The 23,829-nt window shown below is 61.8% G+C and carries 24 protein-coding genes; 10 read left to right on the top strand and 14 right to left on the bottom strand.

The window, feature by feature from the left end; translation table 11 throughout:
• The 7 genes from AX756_RS26060 to AX756_RS11145 all read left to right on the top strand — a co-directional run.
• Nucleotides 1–1,358: RHS repeat domain-containing protein (locus AX756_RS26060; RefSeq protein WP_231701036.1), on the top strand; the 1,358-nt coding region annotated here is incomplete at its 5' end.
• 398 nt (nucleotides 1,359–1,756) lie between these two features.
• Nucleotides 1,757–3,493, top strand: coding sequence for a type I secretion system permease/ATPase (locus AX756_RS11170; RefSeq protein ID WP_156461462.1), 1,737 nt, complete (start codon nucleotides 1,757–1,759; stop codon nucleotides 3,491–3,493).
• Nucleotides 3,490–4,845 (top strand): HlyD family type I secretion periplasmic adaptor subunit, encoded by a 1,356-nt coding sequence (locus AX756_RS11165; RefSeq protein ID WP_068311129.1) that lies wholly within the window; start codon nucleotides 3,490–3,492, stop codon nucleotides 4,843–4,845. Before AX756_RS11170 ends, AX756_RS11165 begins: the two co-directional genes overlap by 4 nt.
• Nucleotides 4,846–4,937: 92 nt before the next feature.
• Nucleotides 4,938–5,339 (top strand): hypothetical protein, encoded by a 402-nt coding sequence (locus AX756_RS11160; protein WP_068311128.1) that lies wholly within the window; start codon nucleotides 4,938–4,940, stop codon nucleotides 5,337–5,339.
• 32 nt (nucleotides 5,340–5,371) lie between these two features.
• Entirely contained in the window at nucleotides 5,372–5,680 is a 309-nt protein-coding gene (locus AX756_RS11155; protein WP_156461461.1) for a hypothetical protein, read from the top strand.
• A 117-nt stretch (nucleotides 5,681–5,797) separates the two neighbouring features.
• A complete protein-coding gene (locus tag AX756_RS11150; protein ID WP_068311126.1) occupies nucleotides 5,798–6,763 on the top strand; it encodes a hypothetical protein in 966 nt (321 codons plus the stop codon).
• Between the two features lie 14 nt (nucleotides 6,764–6,777).
• A complete protein-coding gene (locus AX756_RS11145; protein ID WP_068311124.1) occupies nucleotides 6,778–8,187 on the top strand; it encodes a S8 family serine peptidase in 1,410 nt (469 codons plus the stop codon).
• A gap of 21 nt (nucleotides 8,188–8,208) precedes the next feature.
• Here the strand turns inward: AX756_RS11145 and AX756_RS11140 are convergent, their stop codons facing one another.
• From AX756_RS11140 to AX756_RS11130, 3 genes are read right to left on the bottom strand one after another with little or no spacing between them, the layout of a single operon-like run.
• On the bottom strand, nucleotides 8,209–8,406 hold the full coding sequence (locus AX756_RS11140; protein WP_068311122.1) for a DUF2783 domain-containing protein: 198 nt from the start codon (nucleotides 8,404–8,406) through the stop codon (nucleotides 8,209–8,211).
• Nucleotides 8,403–10,025 carry an FAD-dependent oxidoreductase gene (locus tag AX756_RS11135; RefSeq protein WP_068311120.1) on the bottom strand — a complete coding sequence of 541 codons (1,623 nt, stop codon included), beginning with the start codon at nucleotides 10,023–10,025 and terminating at the stop codon, nucleotides 8,403–8,405. The genes AX756_RS11140 and AX756_RS11135 overlap by 4 nt, the downstream gene beginning before the upstream one ends.
• A 21-nt stretch (nucleotides 10,026–10,046) precedes the next feature.
• Nucleotides 10,047–10,997, bottom strand: a complete 951-nt coding sequence (locus AX756_RS11130; protein WP_068311119.1) for an MBL fold metallo-hydrolase — start codon at nucleotides 10,995–10,997, stop codon at nucleotides 10,047–10,049.
• Between the two features lie 141 nt (nucleotides 10,998–11,138).
• On the opposite strand from AX756_RS11130, the gene AX756_RS11125 reads away from it, so the two are divergent.
• Together AX756_RS11125 and AX756_RS11120 are read left to right on the top strand one after the other, a co-directional pair.
• Entirely contained in the window at nucleotides 11,139–11,633 is a 495-nt protein-coding gene (locus AX756_RS11125; protein ID WP_068311118.1) for a MarR family winged helix-turn-helix transcriptional regulator, read from the top strand.
• Between the two features lie 140 nt (nucleotides 11,634–11,773).
• Nucleotides 11,774–12,031 carry a hypothetical protein gene (locus tag AX756_RS11120; protein WP_068311113.1) on the top strand — a complete coding sequence of 86 codons (258 nt, stop codon included), beginning with the start codon at nucleotides 11,774–11,776 and terminating at the stop codon, nucleotides 12,029–12,031.
• 60 nt (nucleotides 12,032–12,091) lie between these two features.
• Here AX756_RS11120 and comE read toward each other — a convergent pair whose 3' ends face one another.
• Genes comE through AX756_RS11070 form a run of 10 tightly spaced genes read right to left on the bottom strand, consistent with a single transcriptional unit; the run spans nucleotide 12,092 to nucleotide 22,142 of the window.
• Nucleotides 12,092–12,646, bottom strand: coding sequence for a sulfopyruvate decarboxylase subunit beta (gene comE, locus AX756_RS11115; RefSeq protein ID WP_068311111.1), 555 nt, complete (start codon nucleotides 12,644–12,646; stop codon nucleotides 12,092–12,094).
• Nucleotides 12,643–13,149, bottom strand: coding sequence for a sulfopyruvate decarboxylase subunit alpha (gene comD, locus AX756_RS11110; protein ID WP_068311106.1), 507 nt, complete (start codon nucleotides 13,147–13,149; stop codon nucleotides 12,643–12,645). Before comD ends, comE begins: the two co-directional genes overlap by 4 nt.
• Before the next feature lie 12 nt (nucleotides 13,150–13,161).
• Nucleotides 13,162–14,088 (bottom strand): hydroxyacid dehydrogenase, encoded by a 927-nt coding sequence (locus AX756_RS11105; RefSeq protein ID WP_068311103.1) that lies wholly within the window; start codon nucleotides 14,086–14,088, stop codon nucleotides 13,162–13,164.
• Nucleotides 14,085–15,539, bottom strand: a complete 1,455-nt coding sequence (locus AX756_RS11100; protein WP_068311101.1) for an NAD-dependent succinate-semialdehyde dehydrogenase — start codon at nucleotides 15,537–15,539, stop codon at nucleotides 14,085–14,087. Before AX756_RS11100 ends, AX756_RS11105 begins: the two co-directional genes overlap by 4 nt.
• Nucleotides 15,536–16,543, bottom strand: coding sequence for an aldose epimerase family protein (locus AX756_RS11095; RefSeq protein ID WP_068311099.1), 1,008 nt, complete (start codon nucleotides 16,541–16,543; stop codon nucleotides 15,536–15,538). The genes AX756_RS11100 and AX756_RS11095 overlap by 4 nt, the downstream gene beginning before the upstream one ends.
• Entirely contained in the window at nucleotides 16,540–17,631 is a 1,092-nt protein-coding gene (locus tag AX756_RS11090; protein ID WP_068311097.1) for a Gfo/Idh/MocA family protein, read from the bottom strand. The genes AX756_RS11095 and AX756_RS11090 overlap by 4 nt, the downstream gene beginning before the upstream one ends.
• A gap of 3 nt (nucleotides 17,632–17,634) precedes the next feature.
• Nucleotides 17,635–19,017, bottom strand: coding sequence for a hypothetical protein (locus AX756_RS11085; RefSeq protein WP_068311096.1), 1,383 nt, complete (start codon nucleotides 19,015–19,017; stop codon nucleotides 17,635–17,637).
• 10 nt (nucleotides 19,018–19,027) lie between these two features.
• Nucleotides 19,028–20,056 (bottom strand): tagatose 1,6-diphosphate aldolase, encoded by a 1,029-nt coding sequence (locus AX756_RS11080; protein WP_197431072.1) that lies wholly within the window; start codon nucleotides 20,054–20,056, stop codon nucleotides 19,028–19,030.
• The gene (locus AX756_RS11075; RefSeq protein ID WP_068311091.1) at nucleotides 20,053–20,937 is read right to left on the bottom strand and encodes a PfkB family carbohydrate kinase; all 885 of its coding nucleotides are present in this window, start codon (nucleotides 20,935–20,937) and stop codon (nucleotides 20,053–20,055) included. Before AX756_RS11075 ends, AX756_RS11080 begins: the two co-directional genes overlap by 4 nt.
• Nucleotides 20,937–22,142: a cytochrome-c peroxidase gene (locus tag AX756_RS11070; RefSeq protein WP_321186407.1), complete on the bottom strand. Its 1,206-nt coding sequence runs from the start codon at nucleotides 22,140–22,142 to the stop codon at nucleotides 20,937–20,939. Before AX756_RS11070 ends, AX756_RS11075 begins: the two co-directional genes overlap by 1 nt.
• Before the next feature lie 102 nt (nucleotides 22,143–22,244).
• Here AX756_RS11070 and AX756_RS11065 point away from each other — a divergent pair, with 102 nt between their 5' ends.
• On the top strand, nucleotides 22,245–22,718 hold the full coding sequence (locus AX756_RS11065; protein WP_068311197.1) for a tetratricopeptide repeat protein: 474 nt from the start codon (nucleotides 22,245–22,247) through the stop codon (nucleotides 22,716–22,718).
• A gap of 45 nt (nucleotides 22,719–22,763) precedes the next feature.
• Here AX756_RS11065 and AX756_RS11060 read toward each other — a convergent pair whose 3' ends face one another.
• Nucleotides 22,764–23,822, bottom strand: coding sequence for a TRAP transporter substrate-binding protein (locus AX756_RS11060; RefSeq protein ID WP_068311090.1), 1,059 nt, complete (start codon nucleotides 23,820–23,822; stop codon nucleotides 22,764–22,766).
• Between the last annotated feature and the right edge of the window lie 7 nt (nucleotides 23,823–23,829).

The raw sequence follows: 23,829 nt of genomic DNA, 5'->3' as shown, positions 1-23,829 counted from the left end.
ATGGCTGGCAGTATGGCTGGAGCTATAGCTATGACTGGTACTGGTCCTACGGCTGGCAGTATGGGTGGTTCTACGACTACGACTATTACTGGTACTACGGCTGGAACTATGGCTGGAACTACGACTGGTACTACAGCTGGGTCTATGGCTGGGACTACGGTGGTCACTATGACTGGCTATATGGCCAGGGCGGCTGGACCTGGGATTACGGCTGGTTCTACGGCTTCGGCTGGTACTGGGACTACGACTACGGCTGGGCCTATGGTTACGGCTGGGACTACTACTACGGTTGGGATTACGGCTGGTACTACGGTTGGGATTACAGCTGGTACTACAGCTGGAATTACGGCTGGTGGTACGGTTGGGACTACGATTGGTACTACAGCTGGGATTATGGCTGGTGGTACGGTTGGGACTACGACTGGTACTACAGCTGGGATTACGGCTGGTACTACGGTTGGAGTTACAGCTGGTACTACAGCTGGGATTACGGCTGGTGGTACGGTTGGGACTACGACTGGTACTACAGCTGGGATTACGGCTGGTGGTACGGTTGGGACTACGACTGGTACTACAGCTGGGATTACGGCTGGTGGTACGGTTGGGACTACGACTGGTACTACAGCTGGGATTACGGCTGGTGGTACGGTTGGGACTACGACTGGTACTACAGCTGGGATTACGGCTGGTGGTACGGTTGGGACTACGACTGGTACTACAGCTGGGATTACGGCTGGTGGTACGGTTGGGACTACGACTGGTACTACAGCTGGGATTACGGCTGGTGGTACGGTTGGGACTACGACTGGTACTACAGCTGGGATTACGGCTGGTGGTACGGTTGGGACTACGACTGGTACTACAGCTGGGATTACGGCTGGTGGTACGGTTGGGACTACGACTGGTACTACAGCTGGGATTACGGCTGGTGGTACGGTTGGGACTACGACTGGTACTACAGCTGGGATTATGGCTGGTACTACGGCGGAGGCTGGGACTACTCTTGGTCCTATGACTACGGCTGGTGGTACGGCTGGGGTCTGTCCTACAGCTGGGATTATGATTATGGCTGGTACTGGGGCTACGGCTGGTACTACGGCTGGGATTATGATTATGGCTGGTACTGGTCATATGGCTGGGACAGCTACTACACTTGGGACTACGGCTGGTATTGGTCCTATGGTTGGGATTACGGCTGGTTCTGGGACTATGGCTGGGGTTGGCACTCCAACTACGACTACGGTTGGTACTGGGTGTACGACTACTGGTACTATGGCAGTGGTTGGTACTGGGATATCGGCTGGTACTACGGCTGGGACTACGGTTGGTCGTACGACTACTACGACTACTACTACTGATCGTAAGCGAGGGGCCGGCCTTGGCCAGCTCCTCACCGACCAGACAAAAAAAGGACGCCGCCGGTTTGGCGGCGTCTTTCCGTCAGCGGACGAGAGGATTTCGCGGAACGGCGGGTTGGGCGCGACCGACGGTCGGGACGTCACAGAACGAAACGATCCTTGTCGCGTAAATGCTCGAAATCAGAGAATTTTTGCAGCGCCCGAAAAGCTATTAACCCAAAGCCATTACATTGTCGGCCAGGCTGAGTCGGTTGCCATAATCGGCTTGACTTACCACTGGGAAGCGCGATGCTGAATCCCGCCTACCTTTAAGAAATGAAAGAGTATTTGTCATAGCACAGCAAGCTCAAAACGCGAACCGGCGCGCGCGGCGTGGACAGGTGGGCAAGGTCTCGAAGATGATGACCAAGGTGTGGCCTCTCGCCTTGCCCGTGGTGTTGTTCAGTATCCTGATCAACCTTCTTCGTCTCACGGTTCCCCTCTACATGCTGCAGGTCATCGATCGCGTCATGTCGAGCGAGAGCGAGGAGACGCTCGTCTCCATTTCCATCGTTGCTTTTGCCGCGCTTGCGACATCTATGTTCCTGTCCACCGCTATTGCCCTGATGCAGAACAATATTGGTGCGTGGCTTGACGAGAAGCTCTATCGGAATGTCGTAAAGAATACGCTGGGCCCGACCGGCCCGACAGATGCGCGCAGCGCCGGCGGGCCCGTGCGCGAACTGGGTCAGCTTAGGCAATTCTTCTCCTCGCCCACGATCTCCACGGTGCTCGAAGTGCCGTGGTCCTTCGTCTTCATCGCAATTCTCTATTACCTCCACCCGACCATCGGTATGGTCGCCACGGTGGCGGCGATCATCCTGCTGACCATCTCCATTATCGGGGAAAGCTCGTCGCAGTCGCGCACGCGCGAGGGCCAGCGGGAAAAGGAAATGGCCGTCGCTGCATTGGAAACGGCCGTCCAGTCCAGCGACGCGGTGCGGGCGATGGGGATGACCGATCGCATTGCCGACAAGCTCCACAGGCAGAATGTCGAGACGTCCGGAAAGATCGCAAAGGCGTTGCGCGGCACCACCATTGTTCAGAACGGGACTCGTTTCCTGCGCACCCTGGCGCAGATAACCATTCTCGGCACTGGCGCCTATCTCGTCTTGCAGAACGAGGTCACGATGGGGACCATGATCGCGGGCTCCATCCTGCTTGGTCTCGCCCTGTCTCCGGTCGACAAGGCCGTCGGCTCGCTCAAGGCGCTGACGGGAATGAAGCGCAGCGTGGAAATGCTGAACAACCAGCTTGCCGTCGAACTCACCCCGGCCGATGCCGCCAGCCTGCCGCTGAAAGGCGGGATCTCAATCTCCGTGCGCCAGGCGATGTTCATGCCGCAGGGGCAGAGGCGCCCGGTGCTGCGTCCGGTTACGTTGGAGATCGCGGAAGGCGAATGCATCGGTATCATCGGGCCTGTTGCTGCGGGGAAATCCACGCTCTGTCGTCTCCTTGCTGGTGCAACCGCGCCGAGCAGCGGCAGCGTGCGAGCGAATGATGTCGAACTCGTTCGCCTGTCTGGTGAAGCCTTCGGCCAACGCGTTGGCTACCTGGCGCAGGCCGAGGAGCCTCTGGTCGGGACCATCGCGGAAAACATCTCTCGCTTCGAAAGCAGTTCCAGCGCCGATACCGAGGCAGCAATCGCCGCGGCGGCCAAGCTGGCTGGTATCAGCGAGGCGATCCTTGCATTGCCGCAGCGATTCAGTACGACGATTGGTCGGGGCGGGGATGCCGTTCTATCCCGCGGCCAGATCCAGCAAATTCTCATCGCCCGGACCTTCTACAAGGATCCATCCTATATCGTGATGGACGAGCCCGGCGCTTATCTCGACAAGACGGCCGAAGCCGCATTGATCGCCGCGCTCGACGCTGCGCGCGAACGGCGCTCGACAATGGTGCTGGTCACGCAACGGTCAAACCTTCTGAACAAATGCGACCGGTTGATCTATTTGCGCGAGGGTAGCCTCGTGACAGTCGGTGACCGCGAGAAGGTGCTGCATGAACTCTCGCAGGGCAATGTCAATCCCGGTCCGCGGCGCATCGAACAGGATCCGCGGCAGGGGCAGGGCAACCGGAACCTGAGGACATCATGACGAGCGTCGCGGAAGCAAGTACAGGACCTGTGATTACGTCGCTGGGCCGTCGTGTTCGGCCGGCTATCACGGTAGGCATCCTGGTTGTGTTGATCTTTTTTGGTGGCTTTGGCTACTGGGCAGCTGTCGCGCCGATCTATGGCGCGGCCATTGCGACCGGAACCGTGAGCCCGGAGAATTCCCGGCGAACGATCCAGCATCTTGAAGGGGGCGTTATCAAGAAAATCCTCGTCCGCGACGGCGATATCGTCTCCGTCGGCCAGACGCTGGTGCTGCTGGACGATACGCGGGCACGGGCCTCGGTGGAGCAGCAGGGGCTGCTGATCGACTCGCTGCAGGCGGAACTGGAACGGCTGACGCATGAAAGCGAATATCTTGTCGAGCGGGATCTGCACCGCGAATTGGTCTTTTCTGACGAATTGCTGCAGCGGGCCGAGACGGAAAGAACTCTCGCAGAGATCCTTCGGCTCCAGAGCTTCCACTACAAAAGCCGCCAGGCGGCACTGCGCGCCTCTGACAAGCTTTTGAAACAGACGATTCATGGCTACGGAGTGGAAATCGAAGGTCTGGAACTTGAACTCGAAAGTGTCGAGTCGCAGCTTGCGCTCCTGTCAGAAGAGGGCGACATCCTGCAATCTCTGCGGGACCGTGGGTTGGAAGTGCGTCAGACGACGGCGGATAATCTTCTGAACCGCAGCCAGATCGAGCAAGTCCGGGTCGAACGCCAATCCCGCATCAGCAGCCTGGTCGAGTCCATCAATCAGGCGCGACTGCAGGAGGAAGACGTCTGGGCGGCAGAACTGGAGGCCACCACCAGCGAGATCCTTTCGGTGGCGCGCGACCTTCTGGATGCCCGCACGACCTATGCCACCTATGTCGACACACTGGAGCGGACGGTCATCAAGTCGCCGATCCACGGCACGTTGATTTCGTTTTCTGTCAATACCGAAGGCGCCGTGGTCGGTGCCGGCGAGACCATTGTCGAGATTGTTCCTAGTGACGAAGCGCTGACGCTGGAAGCCCGGATCGATCCCAATGATATCGACGTGATCGCGCCGGGTCAGACGGCCGCGGTGGTGCTGCTGGCCTATCCGCGGCGAAACCTGCCAAAGATCTACGGCACGCTGACCTCGGTGTCGGCCGACAGCCTCGTGGATTCCTCGACTGGCGAGTCCTACTACCTTGGCAAGATCGAGATCGAGGACAAGGAAATTGCCCGGCTCGGCGACGACGTTGCGCTCGTTCCGGGCATGTCGGTCGAAGTGATGATACAGATGGCCCCGAGAACCTTCGTTGACTATCTCTTTGAACCGCTTCTACGCTACAGTAACCGAGCGTTTCGCGAGGGGTGATTTTGGGAGTAAGTTCAAGTTTCTGGCACAAATTGGTATATGTTCTTAATGACGATATCGGCCTATTTCCAGGCCGGACAAGGGAGTAAAAAATGGATCTCTTCGCCCACAGAATTCACAATGCAGAGTACGTGAACGGCGTCGTTCGGCTCGAGTGCTCTATCATACGCCCCGACGAAAAAGGGGAATACCACCCCGATAGCGTCAAGGCCGAGGATACGACCTTTACCGTGAACTTGCCGCTTCAGGGCTTCATGCGCTCCATCGGCGTGATGCGGGAGCTGTTCAAGAAGCTTCAGGAAGACGGAACGATCAAGGGACAAGGTGGCGAAGGCGGTCGCGCAGGCGGCGCTCCCGGCGGCGGTCAGGGCGGCGGCAACCCGCGTGGTCAGGGCGGTCCCGGTGGTCCGCGCGGTGGGCAAGGGCAAAGTCGCCCGCAGCTCAACGACCTGAGCGAGGAAAACCGCTCGGATGACGACGATCACCTCGTCTGAGAAAACTAGGAAACAACAATAGGAGTATGCCTGTGTCTGTTCCCAGGTATTTCGTGGAAGGGATCTCCAAAGTTGACCCCGACACGTCGAATGGCATCGTCAAGCTGACCTTTCACATCAAGGAAAACGGCAAACCGGAGGACGCGGTTCAGCTGATCGTTTCCGTGGACAATCTCAACCAGTCTTTCCAGATGGTTGGCGAGACGATGCAGAAGACTTTCGGTCAAGGTGGCGGTGGCCGTCCTCCCGGTGGTGGAGGACGTCCCGGCGGTGGTCGTCCTCCCGGGGGGGGCGGACGTCCCGGCATGAACCCCAATCTCAAGGATCTTACCGAGAAGTGACCGTAAGGTCACTTCAGGTGACTGCGGAATTGAACGGTTCCAATTTTAAAAGGCCAGAAAATGTCTGAACCGCAAAGATATGTTCACGTCGGTTTCCCTAAGAGTGCATCCAGTTCCTTGCAGAATTTCTACTTCGGGGTTCATCCTGACTGCCTGCATCTCGGGCTGGGTTTCGAAAGCAAGGGAAATACCTATTTTGACGAAGGTGTTGAACGGGTTTCCGAGGTGGATATCCGTCTCAAGAAAGAGTTTCTCTGGGATCTGGAAGCCTGCCAGAAGCTGATGCAGCCAGCATTCGATCATGCCAGGGAAAATAATTTCAAGGCTGTCGGGATCTCCAACGAGTTCCACTCCTTCGCGCTTGGCAACGAGGTCGATACTGCCGACAAGGCGCGCCGGCTTCGCCAGCTATTCGGCGATGGAACGAAGGCGATCATCGTGATCCGGGAGCAGTTCAGCTTCCTGAAATCGCTCTACCTTGAGTTGCTCAAGGGCGGCTATGGCGGCACCTACCGCAAATACCTTGAATACACCTATCTTTACCAGGTGCGGAGCTGGTGCACGGATATCTGCTACGACAACATGTACAATCTCTATGTCAACGAGTTCGGCAAAGAGAACGTGTGCATGGTCGTCTTTGAGCAGCTGAAGAAGGACCCGGCGGCTTTCCTGACCACGATCGCAAATTCGATCGGGATCTCGACCGACATCCAGGAGATGCGCGCGGTGAACACCCAGGCCGAATCCATGGGGTGGTACGAACAGTTGCGCCGCTACAATGAGAAATTCCCGCGTGAGTTCGGTACGAAGTTCTTCGAACCGTTCAACATGAACCGCATGCGGGCCTATTTCCATAACGAGATGGGGGTGGCGGTTCCGCATGACCGCCTGGCCGACGACATGCTTCGGATGCCGATCAATCAGGCAGCCCAGAAGATCAGCGAAATCTCTCCGGTCAGTGATCTCAGCCTGAAAATTCCCGAGGGTCTGGAAACCCGGATGACCGAGATGTTCTCGGCCTCCAACCGTCGCCTGCAGGATCTGGCTGGTTTCGATCTGGAGCAATATGGGTATCGCCTCTGAGCGAGGATTGGCACATGCGCAGTCTGGCTACGTTTGTTTTCCTGGTTGTCGCGGCCAGTTTGGCGGGGCCAGCAATGGCGCAATCGGCCGATGACCGGGCCGTGGTGCGGGAGGCTTTGGCCAATACCTGCGCCGCGCCTGCCCAGCAGCCGGTTGCCGGGGCAAGTCGCCTGAAAATGCAGGCCCCGCAAGGGATGCGGCAACCACCGCAACGGCAAGCCCCGCCGGGGACGCAACGCCAGATGCAGCCGGGGCAGAGGATGAAAGGCGCGCAACGTCAAGCGCCGCCCGGAACGCAACGCCGGATGCCACAAGGGGCCGGCCAGCGCAGCGTCGCAGAGTGGCGCCTGAAGTCTGGTGACAAGCTGCGTGTGTCGAGCCTTTCCCAGCAAGGCCAGCAGCTCATCTTTGTGGACCTTTACAGCAAGGTTCTTGGCGCGGAACGCGCCGTGCTGCGCGGGGTTGCGCGGGGTGATTGCTCGGTCGCCGGCGGACGGTTTGTGGAATATGGCAAGGTATCCGGCAAGGTCGTTCCGACCCATATTCTCGAACTGGACCGCTCGCTCTTGCCCAATAACAAGGTGCTGCCGCTGAACCCGGTGCCGCCGAAGGGGAACGCAAGGAACTGTGTCCGGGTTGGATTGCTCGACAACGGTGTCAACTACACGCGGTCCGATATCGCCAAGGGGCTGGCCTATAACAGTGCAGGCCGGTTGATCGGGCTGGATGTCTGGGAAAATGACGGCCGCCCCTTTGATTACGGTTTTCCCGAAAACAGCCGCGATCCGCGCATTTCGATCTTCAACCCAAACCGGCATGGCTCGATGGTGGCCAGTGTGATCCTGGATTACGCGCCCGGTACAGCCTGTATCGTTCCTGTGCGGTATTACCCGATGTCGACCGGCAACGAAGTTTCGAAGGCTGCGGATTTCTTTGCCAATCAGGGCGTAAAGGTCGTGTCGCTGCAAAGCAGCCGTCGCCAGCCATGGCCTGATTTCCAGCGCGCGATGAAGGCCCACCCGGAAATGCTCTTCGTCGTGGCGGCGGGCAACAACCGGACCGACCTGAACCGCGTTCCGCTCTACCCGCCGGCATACCAGACCTCGAATCTGCTGGTTGTTGCCGGAACGGCCTCCAATGACCGGAGCTTGTGGAAAGGCAGCAATTTCGGAAGCGGCATTGTCGAGATCGCGGTCGGTGCCGAGAATGTGGCTTTGCGCAAGTTCGACGGAGAATCCGCGGCGCTGTCCGGCACCAGTTTCGCCGCGCCGAAGGTATCGGCCTATGCGGCGAAGCTCATTGCACGCAACCCGAGGATTTCGGGTGCGGAGCTCAAGCAGTTGATCCTGAGCAATGCCAGCGGGTCACAACGAAACGTTCAGGGCATGCCGGTATTGACCGAACGGATCCTGCGTTCCAACTGACCGTGAACGTTCGCTGGGCTTTCAACGGGGCGGGCCCTTCGCCGCTTCGAGAGCCTGGATCAACACCGCGCGATCCCCGACATGGTTGGCAAGAACGAGCAGCAGTCGCGCATTGAGCGCATCGCTCTCGGCCTTGCTCAACCCCTCGTGGGCGGCCAGTAACTCGGCATAGAAATCATCCGCGACCTCGATATTCGGTGTCAGGACGAGTTTGCTCATGTCTGATCCCCGCTGCCTGTCGCCCGCCGGATCGCGGCCCGCATCGCGTTCTCGTCATAATGGTCCCAACGGCCGGCCACATGCTGGTCGGGCCGGATGAGGTATACCGCGCCGGAAGCCGTTCCCAGATACCGTTCGGTTATGGCGTCGCCTGCGATATCGCTGGCCGAGATCTCAGCAAGACGCGCACAGATGCCATCCTCGGTGAGGTCTGCCGGTGCATCCCGATTGATGGCCAGGATGGTGAAGGCGTCGCCAAGTTGGCGCAGTAGGAAGCTGCCCTCAATGGGAGCATCGGGGCAGGGCGCGCCGGGGCGCGTACGTTCCGGGCCGCCCGGAAGCGCATCCGCCGAATTGAGCGGGGAGCCGTCATAGGTGCAGGGCACGGAAAGGCGGCCGGAATTGACCAGCGGGCGGGCAAAGGCATGGTGTTCGGACAGGTCCAGCACCGCATCGCGCAACAGGCGGCTCATCTCCGATTTGGGCGTGATGAAATCAGTGGAGCGGGAAGAGTTCAGGATATTCTCATCCGCACCATGAATGCGCTCGATGTCGTAACTGTCGAGCAGGCACTCAGGGGCGTTTCCGTCGATCACCAGCTTGAGCTTCCAGGCCAGGTTGTCCGTGTCCTGGAGGCCGGAATTGGCGCCGCGCGCACCAAAGGGGCTGACCTGATGTGCGGAATCGCCGGCAAAGATCACCCGCCCATGGCGGAACTTTTCCATCCGCCGGCATTGGAACGTGTAGATCGAGACCCATTCCAGCTCGAATTCCACATCGTCGCCCAACATGGCCTTGAGACGCGGAATGACATTCTCCGGCTTCTTCTCCTGCTCCTTGTCGATGTCCCAGCCTAGCTGCAGGTCGATCCGCCAGACGCCGTCGGGCTGCTTGTGCAAAAGCGCCGATTGACCTCGGTTGAAGGGGGGATCGAACCAGAACCAGCGCTCGGTCGGAAAGTCTGCCTCCATCACCACGTCGGCGATCAGGAAATTATCCTCGAAGACCCGGCCCACGAAATCGAGACCGAGCATGGCGCGGGTCGGCGAGCCCGCGCCGTCACAGGCAATTAGCCACTCCGCCTCGAGATCGTACGCGCCCTCCGGCGTGTCGATTTGCAGCGCAACGTGATCGCCCTTGTCCGTCACGTCCAGCACCCTGCTGGCGCCACGAATTTCCACCGGCTTGCCGGCGGCCTGCAATTCGCGCACCCGGTCCACGAGGTATTTCTCGAAATAGTATTGCTGCAGGTTGATGAAGGCGGGTCGTTCGTGGCCCTCTTCGGGCAGCAGGTTGAATTCATAGACCTGGCGGTCGCCGAAAAAGACCTTGCCGACCTGCCATTCCACGCCCGTGTCCACCATCGGCTGCCCACAGCCGAGCCGGTCCAGAATCTCCAGCGGACGCTTGGCGAAACAGATCGCGCGCGAGCCGAAACTCACCTTGTCATTCTCGTCGAGCACCACGACGGGCACGTCCTGTTGCGCGAGGTCGATCGCAGCGGCCAGCCCGACCGGCCCGGCGCCGATCACGACGACCGGGTGGCGGATTGCGTTGGCCGTGTCCTGATCCGGGCTGCGCTCATACGGGTAGAGCGGTTCCTCGAATATCCTCGTCATCTCCTCCCCCCTTGTCGCGCGTCAGCCCTGAAGCTGGGCCCACATGTCCAGATCGCGTTCGGCGGTCCAGATCCGGGGCGTGTCGATGCCACGGGCCTCGTCATAGGCCCGGGTCACGTTGAAGGGCAGGCAATGCTCGTAGATCGCGTAATCGGCGAATTTCGGGTCGCATTCGGCGCGCACGGCGTCCCAGGCCTCCTTTAGGGAACCACCGCGTGCCGCGACACGAGCGGCGGGGCGATAGGTGGAGAGGACGAAGTCGCGGGTGTTCTCGATGGCTGCGTTCACCATCTGCTTGCCTTGCAGAGCGTTGCCGCGGCCGGGCGCGATGGCGTCGACATCGAACCACCCGATGTTGTCGAGCGTATCGGACCAGTCGCTGAAATGGCCATCGCCGCAATAGCAGGCGGAGTGATATTCGACGATGTCACCGGTGAACATGACGTTCTGATCGGGCACATGGATGACGATATCGCCCGCCGTATGCGCGCGGCCAAGATGCATGAGGTCCACCCGGCGATTGCCGAGATAGACGGTCATGCTGTCGGAGAAGGTCGTCGTGGGCCAAGTCAGGCCGGGAATGCTCTCGTGGCCTTCGAACAGGCGCGGGAAACGTTGGAACTCGCTGTCCCAATCCTCTTGACCGCGCTCGACGACCATGGCGCGGGCGGTGTCGGACATGATCACCTGGTTCGCGCCAAAGGCCGAGGCACCGAGAACGCGTACGGCATGGTAATGGGTCAGAACCACATGGGTGATCGGCTTGTCGGTCACTTCGCGGACCTTCTCGATCACTTTATTCGCCAACCGGGGCGTCGCCTGCGCTTCGATGATCATCACGCTGTCATCGCCGATGATGACGCCGGAATTCGGATCCCCCTCGGCGGTAAAGGCGTAAAGTCCTTCGCCGATTTCGGTGAAGCTGATCGTTTTCTCGCCGGTGTCCCCCTGGGACGCGAATGCCCTGGCCATGATCTGTCCTTCCCTCATGTGTACCGCCGCGCCTGTGTTGCAATGGCGGCCCTGTCCCGCTAGGTTCGCCGCAATATCGTTTCACTTGCAACGAGTGTCAATCTCGTTTCGTGCGAAACGAATTTGTCCGAGGCTGTTTCAATGCGCGACCAGTTCGATCTGTCCGAGTTCCTGCCCTACCGGCTGGCCGTCCTGTCGGAGCGGGTCAGCAAGCGGGTTGCACTCGCCTATAGCGAGAGCCACGGGCTTACGGTGCCGGAATGGCGGGTGTTGGTGCATCTGTCGCGCTGCCGGCAAGTGTCCGTTCGGGAGATCCATAATTGCGTGAATCTCGAGAAACCACGTGTGAGCCGCGCGGTGGCGAGGCTGGAAGCGGCGAGGCTGGTTGACAAGGCAGAGAGCCAGCAGGATCACCGCCTTGTCGACATTTCGCTGACCGAGGCCGGCCGGAAACTGCTCGATGCGATCGTGCCCGAGGCGCTTGCCGTGGAGCAGCGACTCCTTTCCGGACTTTCCGAGGGTGATCAGGAGCGCCTTCTCGAGTTGATGGAACGGCTGCACTCGGTGCTGGACGCGGACCCGAGGGCGGCGAAGCGGTCGCGCATGGATCTTGGCGACAGCGACGGCCCGGCCTGACCCGCGCCTGTTGATGGTCGTCCATCAGGATCCACCCGGTTGGTGAGTTGGGGCGGTTCTGCTTGAGAGAGGCCGGTATTTGGGGCAATGAGGGCGGATATTCCGGCCAGGAGGGTACCGGACAGGCAAGGAGAAAACGGATGGCTGAGAAGGAATGGGATGGACATCCGCTTGGGGGTGCAGCGGTGGTTGCCGTGACGGGTATGAAGATCGGCACGGCGCTGGAAGGAACCGCCGGTGTGCTGCGGATCGAATACGGCAAGGAGCCGACGCTCAAGAAGCGCGAGGCGAAGCAATTCCTGATGAATGCGAAACAGGTGCGAGAGTTGAGCAAGAAAATGGCCGATCTGGCGGATCGGCTTGAGGCGAACCAAGCTGCGCCAGGCAAAGTGAACTGAGCCGGCAAGGCAGGGCGCTTCTGGCACCGCCCTGCCCGTAGATGTTTTTTCTGGCCTGGATCAGCGCGCCACTTCGGCCATGAAACGTTCACGGATCATGATCGGGTTCATGGTGATGACCGGGCACTTGTGGTTTCCGCTATCGCATTTGGAGACGATGATCGTCATCTTCTGGCCGGCCAGGGCTGTTTTCACGGCCTCCGGCGTGTCGGCGGCGGAGCATTCCACGACGTTGTCGCAACCGCAGGCCTCGGCCACCTTGGCCAGTGACGTGCGCCCGCCGGTATAGGTAGGCTGGTCGCCGGTCGAGCCATAAGAGCCGTTATCGACGATCAGCAGGATGTAATTGTCCAGGTGGTTGTTCCCGATCGTCGCCAATGTGCCCATGTTGGTCAGCACCGAACCGTCGCCGTCGATGGCGATGACCTTCTTGTCGGTCGCCATGGCCAGTCCCAGCCCGATGGACGAACACAGGCCCATCGTGCCCAGCATGTAGAAATTGGACGGCTGGTCGTCGATGGCGTGCAACTCCTGGCTCGGGGAGCCGATATTGCAGACCACAAGCTCGTCGGTGATGATCGGCTTCAGCAGTTCAAGCAGCTCGTAACGGATCATTTCGCGCTCCCCCAGAAGCTGGCATCGGTCAGGACGGCGACGGGCTTGGAGCACATCTGGCAATGCTTGAGGATGCCCGGAAGCTCCTCGACCTGCGCCGCGTTGTGGAAGTGATAGGTCGGGATGTGCAGCTGGCTGAGCAGCGCCTTGGTATGCAGCGCCATCTCCACCTGGCAGGCCACCGGCTCGCCCACTTCACCGCGATAGGAAATGATCATCGGCAGCGGGATCTGGTAGAACTGGATCAGCGTGGCGAGCGAGTTGAGCGTCACCCCGAGCGCGGTGTTCTGCATCAGGATCACGGGTTTCATGCCACCCATGAATGCGCCGGCACAGAGCCCCATGCCCTCGTCTTCCTTGTTGCAGGGGACATGCTTGATGGCGTCCGTCTCCTCCAGCACTTCGATCAGCCCCGCGAGCTGCTTGCAAGGCACGGTGGTGGCGAAATCCACCCCGTTATCGAGCAGATCCTGAATGATCCGCCGGTCTATCTCCTTGGCCATGTTGTCTCCTCCTCAGGACTTGTCCAGCCTGTCCAGCACCAGATCGGCGATCATCGTGCTCACACGGACATTCGATTCTTCCGTAACGCCGGCGATATGCGGCGTCAGGATCAGGTTCTCGCAGCCGCGAAACTTCTCGGCCGCTTCCTCGGTCAGAGGTTCGGTCTCGAAGCAATCGAGCGCGGCACCAGCCAACCGGCCCGCCTTGATCGCCTCGACCAGCGCCGCCTCGTCCACCACGCCGCCCCGTGCCGCGTTGATCAGCACCGAGCCTTGCTTCATCTGGCCAAGCGACGTGGCGTTGATCATGTGTCGCGTCGTGTCGAGCAGCGGCACGTGCAGGCTGACAATATCCGCCTTCGCCAGAACCTTCTCCAGGTCCAGACATTCCACGCCTTCCCAGGCGGGGTCGTCGGCGGGCAGAAGCGGGTCCGTCGCGCAGACATCCATGCCCAGCCCCCGCGCCAGCCGCGCGGTCTCCCGCGCGATGCCGCCGAAGCCGATCAAGCCGAGCGTCTTGCCGCCCACCTCGCGCCCCGAACAGGCCATGCGCGGCCAGCCGCCTTTCAGCATGGAAAGCTTGGCCTGATAGGCGTCGCGCATCAGTATCAGTGCGTTCGTGACCACATATTCGGCGACCGAGATCGTGTTGGCGCCCGTGGCCGGGATCACCTCCACACCCTTCTCCGAGCAAGCGGGCAGGTTGATATTGTCGAGCCCCACGCCGAGCCGGCCCACGGTTTTTAGATCGGACGAAGCGGCCAGCAGTTCCGGCGTCACCTGGGTTCGGTTGCGCACGATCAGCGCCTTGATCCCCGCCATCATCGCCGGGATATCGCCCTGCCGGTCCGCGAGATCCGGCAGGTATTGCGTTTCAACACTCGATTTGAGCGCCGCGACGGCGCCCTCATCCATGAATTCGGTGATCAGGACGGTCATGACCCCAGCCCCGCGACGCAGACATACTTGGTTTCGAGATAGTCATCGAGACCCTGGCTGCCGCCCTCCTTGCCCATGCCGCTCTCCTTGAGCCCGCCAAAGGGCGCTTCGACAGTGGTGATAAGCCCGGCATTGATGCCGATCAGGCCGTATTCCAGCGCGTCGTTGAGCCGGAACACCCGACCCACATCGCGGGTGTAGGCATAGGCGGCGAGGCCGAAATCGGTGGCGTTGGCAGCTTCGATGGCTTCCGCTTCCTCGTCGAACTTGAAGACGGCGGCGAGCGGGCCGAAGATCTCCTCGGTGGCGAATTGCATGTCGGCGGTGGCGCCGGTCACCACGGTCGGCTCGAAATAGGTGCCGCCATTGCCGTGGCGCTTGCCGCCTTCCACGATCGACGCGCCCTTCTTGGTGGCGTCGGCGATGAATTCCTCGACCTTCTCCACCGCGCCCATGTCGATCATCGGGCCCTGCTGCACGCCGTCCTCGGCGCCATTTCCGACCTTGAGCGCGGCCACGGCTTCCTTGAGTTTTGTAACGAACGCATCATGGATGCCGGCCTGCACATAGAAACGGTTGGTGCAGACGCAGGTCTGGCCCATGTTGCGGAACTTGGCGATCATCGCGCCTTCGATGGCCGCATCCAGATCCGCGTCGTCAAAGACGATGAAGGGCGCGTTGCCGCCGAGCTCCATCGAGACCTTCTTCACCGTGTCCGCGCTCTGGCGGATGAGTTGCTTGCCGATCTCGGTGGAGCCGGTGAAGGTCACCTTGCGCACATCCGGGCTCTCCATGATCGCGCCGCCGATGGCGCGGGCGGAACCGGTCAGGATGTTCACTACGCCGGTCGGATAGCCGACCTCCTCGCAGAGCTTGCCCCAGGCAAGGCCCGAATACGGCGTTGCCGTCGCGGGCTTGGCAACCACGCTGCAACCGGCGGCGAGCGCCGGGCCGAGCTTGCGGGCAAGCATGGAGGAGGGGAAGTTCCACGGCGTGATCGCCGCGACCACGCCGACGGGGTGGCGGGTGACGAGCAGTTGCCGCCCGGCGCTCGGCGCGGGCACGATCTCGCCCTTGGCGCGACGGATCTCCTCGGCATACCAGCGCACATACGCGGCCGAAATGGCGACCTCGCCCATGGCCTCGAAGAGCGGCTTGCCCTGTTCGGTGGTCAGCAGCAGCGCCAGCGATTTCTGGTTGTCCATCAACGCGTCATGCAGGTCTTGCAGCAGCTTCACGCGATAAAGCAGGTCGGTCTTGGAGAAGCTCTTGAAGGCCTTGGCGGCGGCGGCGATGGCGCGGTTCGTTTCGTCTGCGCCGCAATTCGGCACGGTGCCGATCACTTCGCCGGTGGCCGGGTTGGTCACGTCGATGGTCTTGCCGCTGTCGGCGCCGGTCCAGGCCCCGCCGATGAGGTTGGCCTGGCACATGTAAGTGGTGAAATCGGTCATCGGGCGTCCTTTTTGAATGCGTATTGCGTGTGCTGTTCATAGGTCTCGCCGGGGCGCAGGATGGCTTGGGCGAAATCCGGGTTATGCGGCGAGTCGGGCCATATCTGCGGCTCCATTGCAATACCCGCTCCGGGCCCCATTCGCCGCCCGTCGAGCCCTGGCACGGGCACGTTGAGCGGGGAGCCGTCGAAGATCTGCAGCCCGGGTTCGGTGGTGCGCAACTCCATGCTGACGCCGGAAGCCGGGCAGGCAAGCGAGGCGACCTTGCGCAATGTGGTCCGCTCCTGCGAGAGGCAGAAATTGTGGTCGATCAGGCCTTGCGCGCTGCGCGGGCCGATCTTGGCGGGATGTCGGAAGTCGAACCGCGTGCCCTCCACTGGCGCCCGCTCGCCGGTCGGAATCAACTCTTCATCGACGGGCAGGTAGGTCTCGGCGTCGATCTGCAGCAGGTGATCGGCCACGTTCTCGCCGCCGAGGTTGAAATAGCTATGATGGGCGAGGTTGCAGAGCGTCGGCGCATCCGTTTCCGCCTCCAGCAGGATATCCAGCACGCCGCCTTCCAGAAGGGTGAATGTCTGGTGGATCACCATGTTGCCGGGAAACCCCATTTCGCCATCGAGCAGGCGGATCGACAGGGCGAGGCTGTCCGCGCCGTGATGATCCACCTCCCAGATGCGCTTGCCGGTTCCCGCGGCGCCGCCATGCAGCAGGTGCTTGCCAAGGAAATTGGTGTCGAGCTGATAGGTTTCGCCGTCGATCTCAACATGTCCATCCCGGATCCGGTTGGCATAGCGGCCGGCGGTGATGCCGAAGCTCTTGGAATGCTCCAGGTAGGCTGGGAACTCCTCGAAGCCCAGCACCAGCGGCGCGGCATGTCCTTCCAGCCGAAGATCCTGCAGCGCTGCGCCGAAGGTCAGGAACCGCGCGGTCAGTCCGCCGCCCGAGATGGTGTAACGCCCAACCGGCGTTCCGTTCGGCATCTGGCCGAATGTTTCAACAGTCATAACGATACCTCGATGGCCTGACCCGTGCGGGCCGACGTTTCGGCCGCTTCGCCGACGATGACGGACCAGAGCCCGTCCTTCAACGACACTTCCGGCTCTCCCCTGCCCGAAAGCACAAGGTCGCGGAATTTCTGGTGCTGGAAATAGGTCGAGCCGTGATGGTCGCCGGCCTCCAGCACCTCGTTGGGGACATGGACCACCTCGACATGGGTCTGCTTGGTCTCGCGCACCGACATCACCACTTGCGCATCGCGCTCCTTGCCATCGGGCGAGAAACGCGAGGGCCCGGGCACCTTGGCCTCGATACGGGCGGTATCCCCGGTCACGCAGATCTTCTCCTGCCACCAGGCACCCTCGGAGAACATGCACAGATCGAGCATGCCGCGCGTGCCGTTGGCGAAGTCGATGGTGACATAGGCATTGTCGATAATGTCCGGCTTCCGCCCACCATATTCCTCGTCCACATGGTTCACGTCCATCGCGCCCGAGGCATAGACCCGCACCGGGTCGCTCTGAAGGGTGAATCGCATCAAGTCCCAGAAATGGCAGCATTTTTCTGTGAGCGTACCGCCCGTCCGCTCATTGAATCGGTTCCAGTCCCCAACTTTGGGCAGAAACGGAAAACGGTGCTCGCGGATGGACATCATCCGCGGCGTGCCAATCCGCCCATGCGCCATCTCGTCGAGCAGGCGCTGCATGGGGGGCATGTAGCGATACTCCATCGCCACCCAGATCGGTGCTGCGCGCCCCTCGGCACGGGTCACGAGGTCGCGGCAATGGTCCGAGGTGGTGCAGAGCGGCTTCTCGCACAGGATCGGTTTGCCGCTATCCATGATGTCCAGCATGATCTGGTAATGCGTGTCATTGGGCGAGATCACCATGTAGACATCGCAGATATCGGCCGAGAGCAGATCCTTGTGATTGGTGAAGCCGCGTGCCGTGCCGCCCGCGGTCTCGACCGAAAGCTGGCGCATGCCGTCATCCGGATCGGCGATGCCCGTCACCTCGCAACCTCCCAGCAGGTGGATGTTGCGAATATGCTCCTGGCCCATCATGCCCGACCCGATAAGCCCGTATCGTAGTGTCATTCCTCAGATCTCCAGAAGGGGCAAGCCAAGCTCGGCGGACACGGCGCGGAGCGTCGCGCGGTGGTCGCCATAGGCCAGCGCCATGTGATGTTCGAGCCCGCTGGCGATGATGTCGTCCAGCACGTCCCGCGCGTTGCGTTCGAAACGGACCACGCCAGACGTGCCGGTAAAGGCCATCGGCCGGCGCAACATTTCGCCAAAACCCAGCACCATCTTCGTCTCACCGAAGGCCTGGCTGATCCGGACGAAGGTGACCGGCCCGGGCTTTAGCGGGAACTGGTAGAGCAGCGGTTGCTTGCGATTGGTGTGGATCGTGGCCGTCGCCTCAGCCTGATCGTCGCGCATCGAGATCGGCGCCTGACCGCAATGCCAGACGACCCCTGTGTTGTCTGCTGCATCCATGTCCACGAGGTCCGTCAGGAACACCGGCGCCTGTGCGGCTTCCAGCAGAACGAGTTGGGTCAGTGCACCGTAAACATCGGCCTCGCAGGCGCAGGGTACCTTGCCCTCGCCCAGCATCGCCGCCGGGCCGCAGACCGCGCCGCCATATTGGGTGAAGGTCTCTGGCCAGCAGCGGATGGCGAAGGCGTTGTAGCCGCCCTTCGCCCGAATGCTGTCCAGCCCCGCCTTCAGCCGTAGCGAGCGGTCCAGTTCGGTCTGATCGACATCTGCCAGCCCGGTTACGTCGCCTTCGGCGGCGGCGCGAACCTTGGCCGCGACAGTTTCCGGCACGGCTTTAGCGGCGTCGAAAAGGTCGTCCAGCGCCAGCGCATCAACGCCCACCCCGGTCAGCGCTTCGAGCGCCGTCGCCGAATAGGCGCAGGTGTCGAAGCCGACCGGATGCTCGCCGATCCGCCCTATCTTTTGACCCTTGAGCGCCTGGGCCACCCGCGCACCTTCCGCTGAGCGTTCGGTCACCGGTTGAGCGTCCAGCCGCCCGGCTCTCCTCAGACCGGACGCAAGCGCGGCGAGATCATCGCCGACCTCCCCGTCCGGGTCCGCATAGAGCCAGGAAAATGCCCGCCCCGTAAGGCCGAGCGCGTGGGAGGCGAGGTTGAGCCCGCAAAAGGCATTGAGACGCAGCCGCCCGCCAAGGCGCGGTTCTGGCACGGCCCAGATAGACAGCGGTTGGTCGAACCCGTCTCCGGCGGCCACGGCCATGGAGGCATCGGTGAAGGTGACCTGCAACAGCAATAGCTGGTCGATACTTGCGGTTTGCAGCTCCGCCATAGCCGCGCGGGTTGCCTCTTCGTCAAAGAGCAACCTGCGCGGTCCGACGATTTCGTGCTCCGTCGCATCAAGTGCGGCCAGCATCGCGGCGAGTTTTTCCTCGGCGAAAGGCACGTCGAAAGTGGGCCGCCCGAGGGGAAGGATCCCTATTTTCATTGGCCCGACCTCAGAACGCGTCGTAGCCGTGGCGGAAGCTGGCATCGGCGGGTTTGAACCGCGCGCCGCCTTCGCCATAGCATGCGTGCTGCGCCCAGTTGGTCGCCCTCGCATCCGCCAGTACCGAGATATCGGCCATGTAATCGCAGGCATCGCCGCGCAGCCCGGTCTCGATCGCGGCCCAGTCGGGATAGGATTGGAAAGCATCCAGCCAGATCGCGCGACCGGCGAGGAAACCCGACGCGCCGGCGGCAAAGGCATGTTCGAGCACCTTGCGGAATTCCGGCTTTCCGGCGCCTGCCGAGAGCATCACCCATGGGCGGCCCGCCAGCCGGCCCATCTCGTCGAAGATCGCCTGAATCTCGGCGGAGCCGTCCGCATCCTCGGCATTCACCGGGCTTTCCAGCTTGAAGACATCGACGCCGTAATCGGGCTTGGCGAACTCCTCGACCGTGGCCAGCACGTCGTCGGATTTCTTGCCCTTCATCTCCACGTATTCCTTGGTCTGATGCGCATCCTTGGCGAGCGGATAGACCAGCATTTCCAGCAGGAAGGGGATGTCGTAGCGGACACATTCCTCGCCAATCCGCTGCACGTAATCGCTCTGGGCCTGCACCACGTCGCCGTCCGCATCGGGGCGATACCAGGCCAGCACCTTCACCGCGTCACCGCCCATTCGCTTGATCTTGGCCACGGACCAGTCGTCGATATCCGAGCTGAGCCGCCCGCCCGGTGTTTCGGCAAAAACCGAGTCCTCCAGTGTCACGATCAGCCCCTTTTGCGGGTTGAGCGTGTCGATGCCGTAGGGAATGGCGTAATGCGGATCGACCAGCAGCGCGGTGGATTGCGCTTGCAGCGTCTCGATCAGCAGGCCCTTGAACCGCGCCACCTCCTCCCAGGGGGCTTCGTCCACGCCAAGATGCCCCTTGATCGGGTTCTTGATAGGCGGCCGCTGGTCGGTTGCCGTCATCTTGAAAATGCCGTTCTCATCGGCCATTCGACGCAGGCCCCAAAGCTTGCCGGGCGTGAGTTCCATCATTCGTACTCCTTGAGGAAGGTCAGGACGGCGGCACGGTCGGGCGTTCCCGAGCGGCCACCAAATGTTGTGCATTTCAAGGCGGCGGTGGCATTGGCGAAGCGGATCGCGTCCGCCTCCGCCTGCCCCTCGGCCAGTGAGAGCGCAAAGGCGCCGTGCCAGACATCGCCAGCGGCCAGCGTGTCGACAACGTCGACGGCGAAGGCGGGGATATGGTCGATGCCGCGCGCGCCCGTGTACCAGACGCCGTTCGCGCCATCGGTCACGCAGGCCCAGCCGGGAATGCGCGCGGTGAGCCGTTCGAGGGCTGCGGCGAGGTCGTCCCCTGGCTCCAGCGACGCCAGCCCCTGCGCCGAGAGCGCGACATGGGTGGCTTTCTCCAGCAGGCGCGGGTCTATGGGCGCTTCGCCATCGACGACGCCGGGGACGTTCCATTCCCGCGCCATATCCAGCGCCGCGGCGGCGCCGTTCGGCCAGCGGGTATCGACCAGCACGGCGTCGGGGGCGGGCAGGCGGGCGATCCAGTCCACCTCTTCGGTCAGGCCCTCGCCACGGAAATTCACGATCTGCCGCTCTCCCCGCGCGTCCACATAGACGGAGGAAAAGGAGGAGCGGCCGCCTTCGGCGCGGTGCACGTGCGCCGTGCCGACACCGGCGGCTTCGAGATCGTTCAGAACGAGATCGGCCAATGGATCGCTCCCCAGCCGCCCGATGAAGCTGGGGCTTCCGCCGAGCCGCGCGATGGCGACGGCGGCATTTGCGGCGGGGCCACCGCCAACGATATCGGCCGCCTTGGCGCGGTACTTGGTGGGCTCGGACGGGAAGACGTCCATCGACAGGACGAAATCCACCGCTGCCATGCCGAGCACGAGGATCCGGGCCATCAATCCACCTCCAATCCGCTGGGAACGCCATGAGGGCGGCCGAGCCGGCCCTTGATCGAGTCCGTGCCTGTCAACGCCTGGAGGAAAGCGACGATCTGCGCGACCTCCTCGTCGTTCAGGCCGACCGGTTCCAGATCGCCTGCCGCAGCCTGCCGGGCACGCTCCTGCTTGTCCTGCAGGGTCACGAAATCCACGCTGGCCAGCCACGGGACCTCGGGCAGCGTTACTTTTTCCGGTGTCCAGGCGGCGAAACCGGCGGCAGGATCCAAATGGTGCCGGACGATACCTTCAAGCGTCGCATAGGCGCCGTTATGGCCATATGGCGCGGTCAGCGCGACATTGCGCAGGCTCGGCGTGCGGAAGCGATAGGCGTCCTCCAGCCGGTCCGAGACGCCCATATGGCCCACGTCACGCACGATCGGGTCCCACATCCGCGTCCGGCCCGGGCCGAAATGCGGCAGCGTGATCGCGTGGAATTCCTGGTCGGTGAAGAGCGGGCCGGAATGGCAGGCGGAACAGCCAGCCTTGCCGTAGAAGAGGTCCATCCCGGCTTTCTGCACAGCACTCAGCGCGTTTCCCTCTCCGGCGAGATAGGCGTCGAAGGGGCTGTCGAAGCTCTGGAATTCCGTCGCCTGAAACGCGGCCAGCGCGTTGCCGATATGGACGATGTTGATGTCGAGCGGGCTTTCCACGTCGTCATAGGCGGCCACGAACATCTGCGCGTATTCGGGGATGACACGCACCCGCTTGGCAAGGATCGGCCAGACATTGTCGATGCGGTCATAGACGGCGCCAGCGACCTGATTTTCCTTGGGGTTGCCGGCCATTTCGAACTCGGAGGTCATGGGAAAAAGCGCCTGCACTGCCAGCACGGAGTCGAGCCCGTCGGGCAGCCATTCCTGCGCGGGTGTGTTGAAACCGTTCTCGTAGATGTCGGCGACATGCACGCGGCCGTCATGGAACATCGTGTGGATGTCCTTTGCGCCAAGATTCCATAGCGCGGGGGCATTCCGTGGGATGCGTTTCTTGATCCTGTCATCGCCGGTGCCGGCGCTGCGCTTCGGGCCGACGCCATGGCCCCCCTCGCCGATACCGAGCGGCAGGCCATCCGTCGTGCCGTGCTCGGGAGAATGGCAAGTGGCGCAGGAGATATTCCGGTTCCCGGAGAGGATTGGGTCGAAAAACAGCAATTGGCCGAGTTTCACCTGCGCATCGGGGAAGACCGGGAAATCGGAGGCTTGCAATTGGCGCGGAAGATCGCTTGCCTGAGCGCCGAAGGCTGCCAGTGTCAGCCCGAGGAGGATCCCATGAAACGCCTGTGCCTTGCGCTTGCCCTGTCCCTTTCCAGCCCGGCGCTGGCCGAGATCGAAACCGCCCGAGACCTGATGGACGCGCAGCGCTACCCGGAGGCGATGGAAGAGCTGCTGCCGGCGGCGCGGGCGGGCAATGCCGAGGCCGAAGAGCTGATCGGGGTGATGTATGCCAGCGGGCTGGGCGTTGAGAAGGACGACGTGCGGGCGTTTGAATGGTATCTGCGCGCCTCGCTCAAGGGACATGCGGGGGCGCAATCGGGCATCGGTTGGTACTACGAGATCGGCCGCGGCATGCCCGCGCCGGATCTCGTCCGTGCCTATATGTGGTACGCGCTCTCCGCCATCGGAGGGGATCCCGACGCCGCGATTTCCCAAGAGGAAGTCGTAAAGAAGATGTCGCGCGAACAGATTGACCATGCCCACGTGCTCATTGATGACTATCGTGAATGGCTCTACCCGTTTCGGTAGACGTCCAGGGATGTCCGGGGCCCCGAGAGGCCCCGGACAAGGGATTTACTTGAGATCCATTTCGTTGGCCGCGGCGATCTCAGCCTCGACCTCGGCCACGGCCTCGGTCAGCGCGGCAAAGATCGCCTCGCCACCATCGATATTGGCCTTGAACCAGTCATAGACGGGCGCGGCGGCCTCCTTGAAGGCTGCCTTTTCTTCCGGCGTCGGCACGTAGAGGTCGCCGCCACCTTCGACAAAGGCCTCGTAGGCGGCAATCGATTTCCGCTTGGGCGAGGCGAAAGTGGCTTGTTGCAGCGCATAGAAGCCGTCATTGACCACCATCTTCAGCTCGTCGGGCATCTCCATGAACTTGGCGTTGTTCATCCACCAGAGCGCGCCCATGTAGGCATGCCCGTCCAGAGTGACGTATTGCAGGCCTGCATCCGGGAATTTCATCGACATGATGTCGGTGATGCCGTTCTTGGAACCTTCGACCACACCGGTCTGGAAGGACGTGAACAGCTCCGGCCACGGGATCGGGGTGGGCGATGCGCCGAGCGCCTTCACCAGCTCCTGCGGCAGGTCGGCCACGACGGTGCGGATCTTCAGCCCCTCCATGTCGGCGGGCATCTGGATGCGTTTCTTGGTGTTGGCGAAGTTGCGCCAGCCACCTGTATTGCCGATGGTCATCAGGCGGATCATGCCGCCGGAATCCTCAAGCGCCATGTCCCGCATCTTGCGGGTGAAATCGCCCTGAAGCACGGCTTCGGCGATCCGGTCGGATGTCATCAGGTAGGGCAGGTCGAGCACCTGGACATACGGGAAGATGCCGGAAGCGCCGCCCGAGGTGGAGATGTAGATATCCACCGAACCATCGGCCACGCCCTGAAGGCATTCCGCGCCATTGCCGCAAAGCTGGGTGCCGATGAACAGTTCGACCTCGATCGCACCGTTGGAGGCGCTTTCGACATAGTTCTTGAAGACGACGAGACCGTCGTAATCCTCGTCATTCTCGTTCGAGTTCGCCGTCGCGCGCAGCGTGTAATCCGCCGCCGTTGCCACGATGGTCGAGCCCGCCAGAATGGCGGCTGCCGTCAGGGTCTTGATGGTTGCTCCGAACATGCTTTCT

Source organism: Aliiruegeria sabulilitoris, assembly GCF_001558155.1.
In the GTDB taxonomy this organism is placed as follows: Bacteria; Pseudomonadota; Alphaproteobacteria; order Rhodobacterales; family Rhodobacteraceae; genus Tropicimonas; species Tropicimonas sabulilitoris.
The sequence above is the reverse complement of the archived record's forward strand: the minus strand, read 5'-3'. Positions and strand labels throughout refer to the sequence as shown.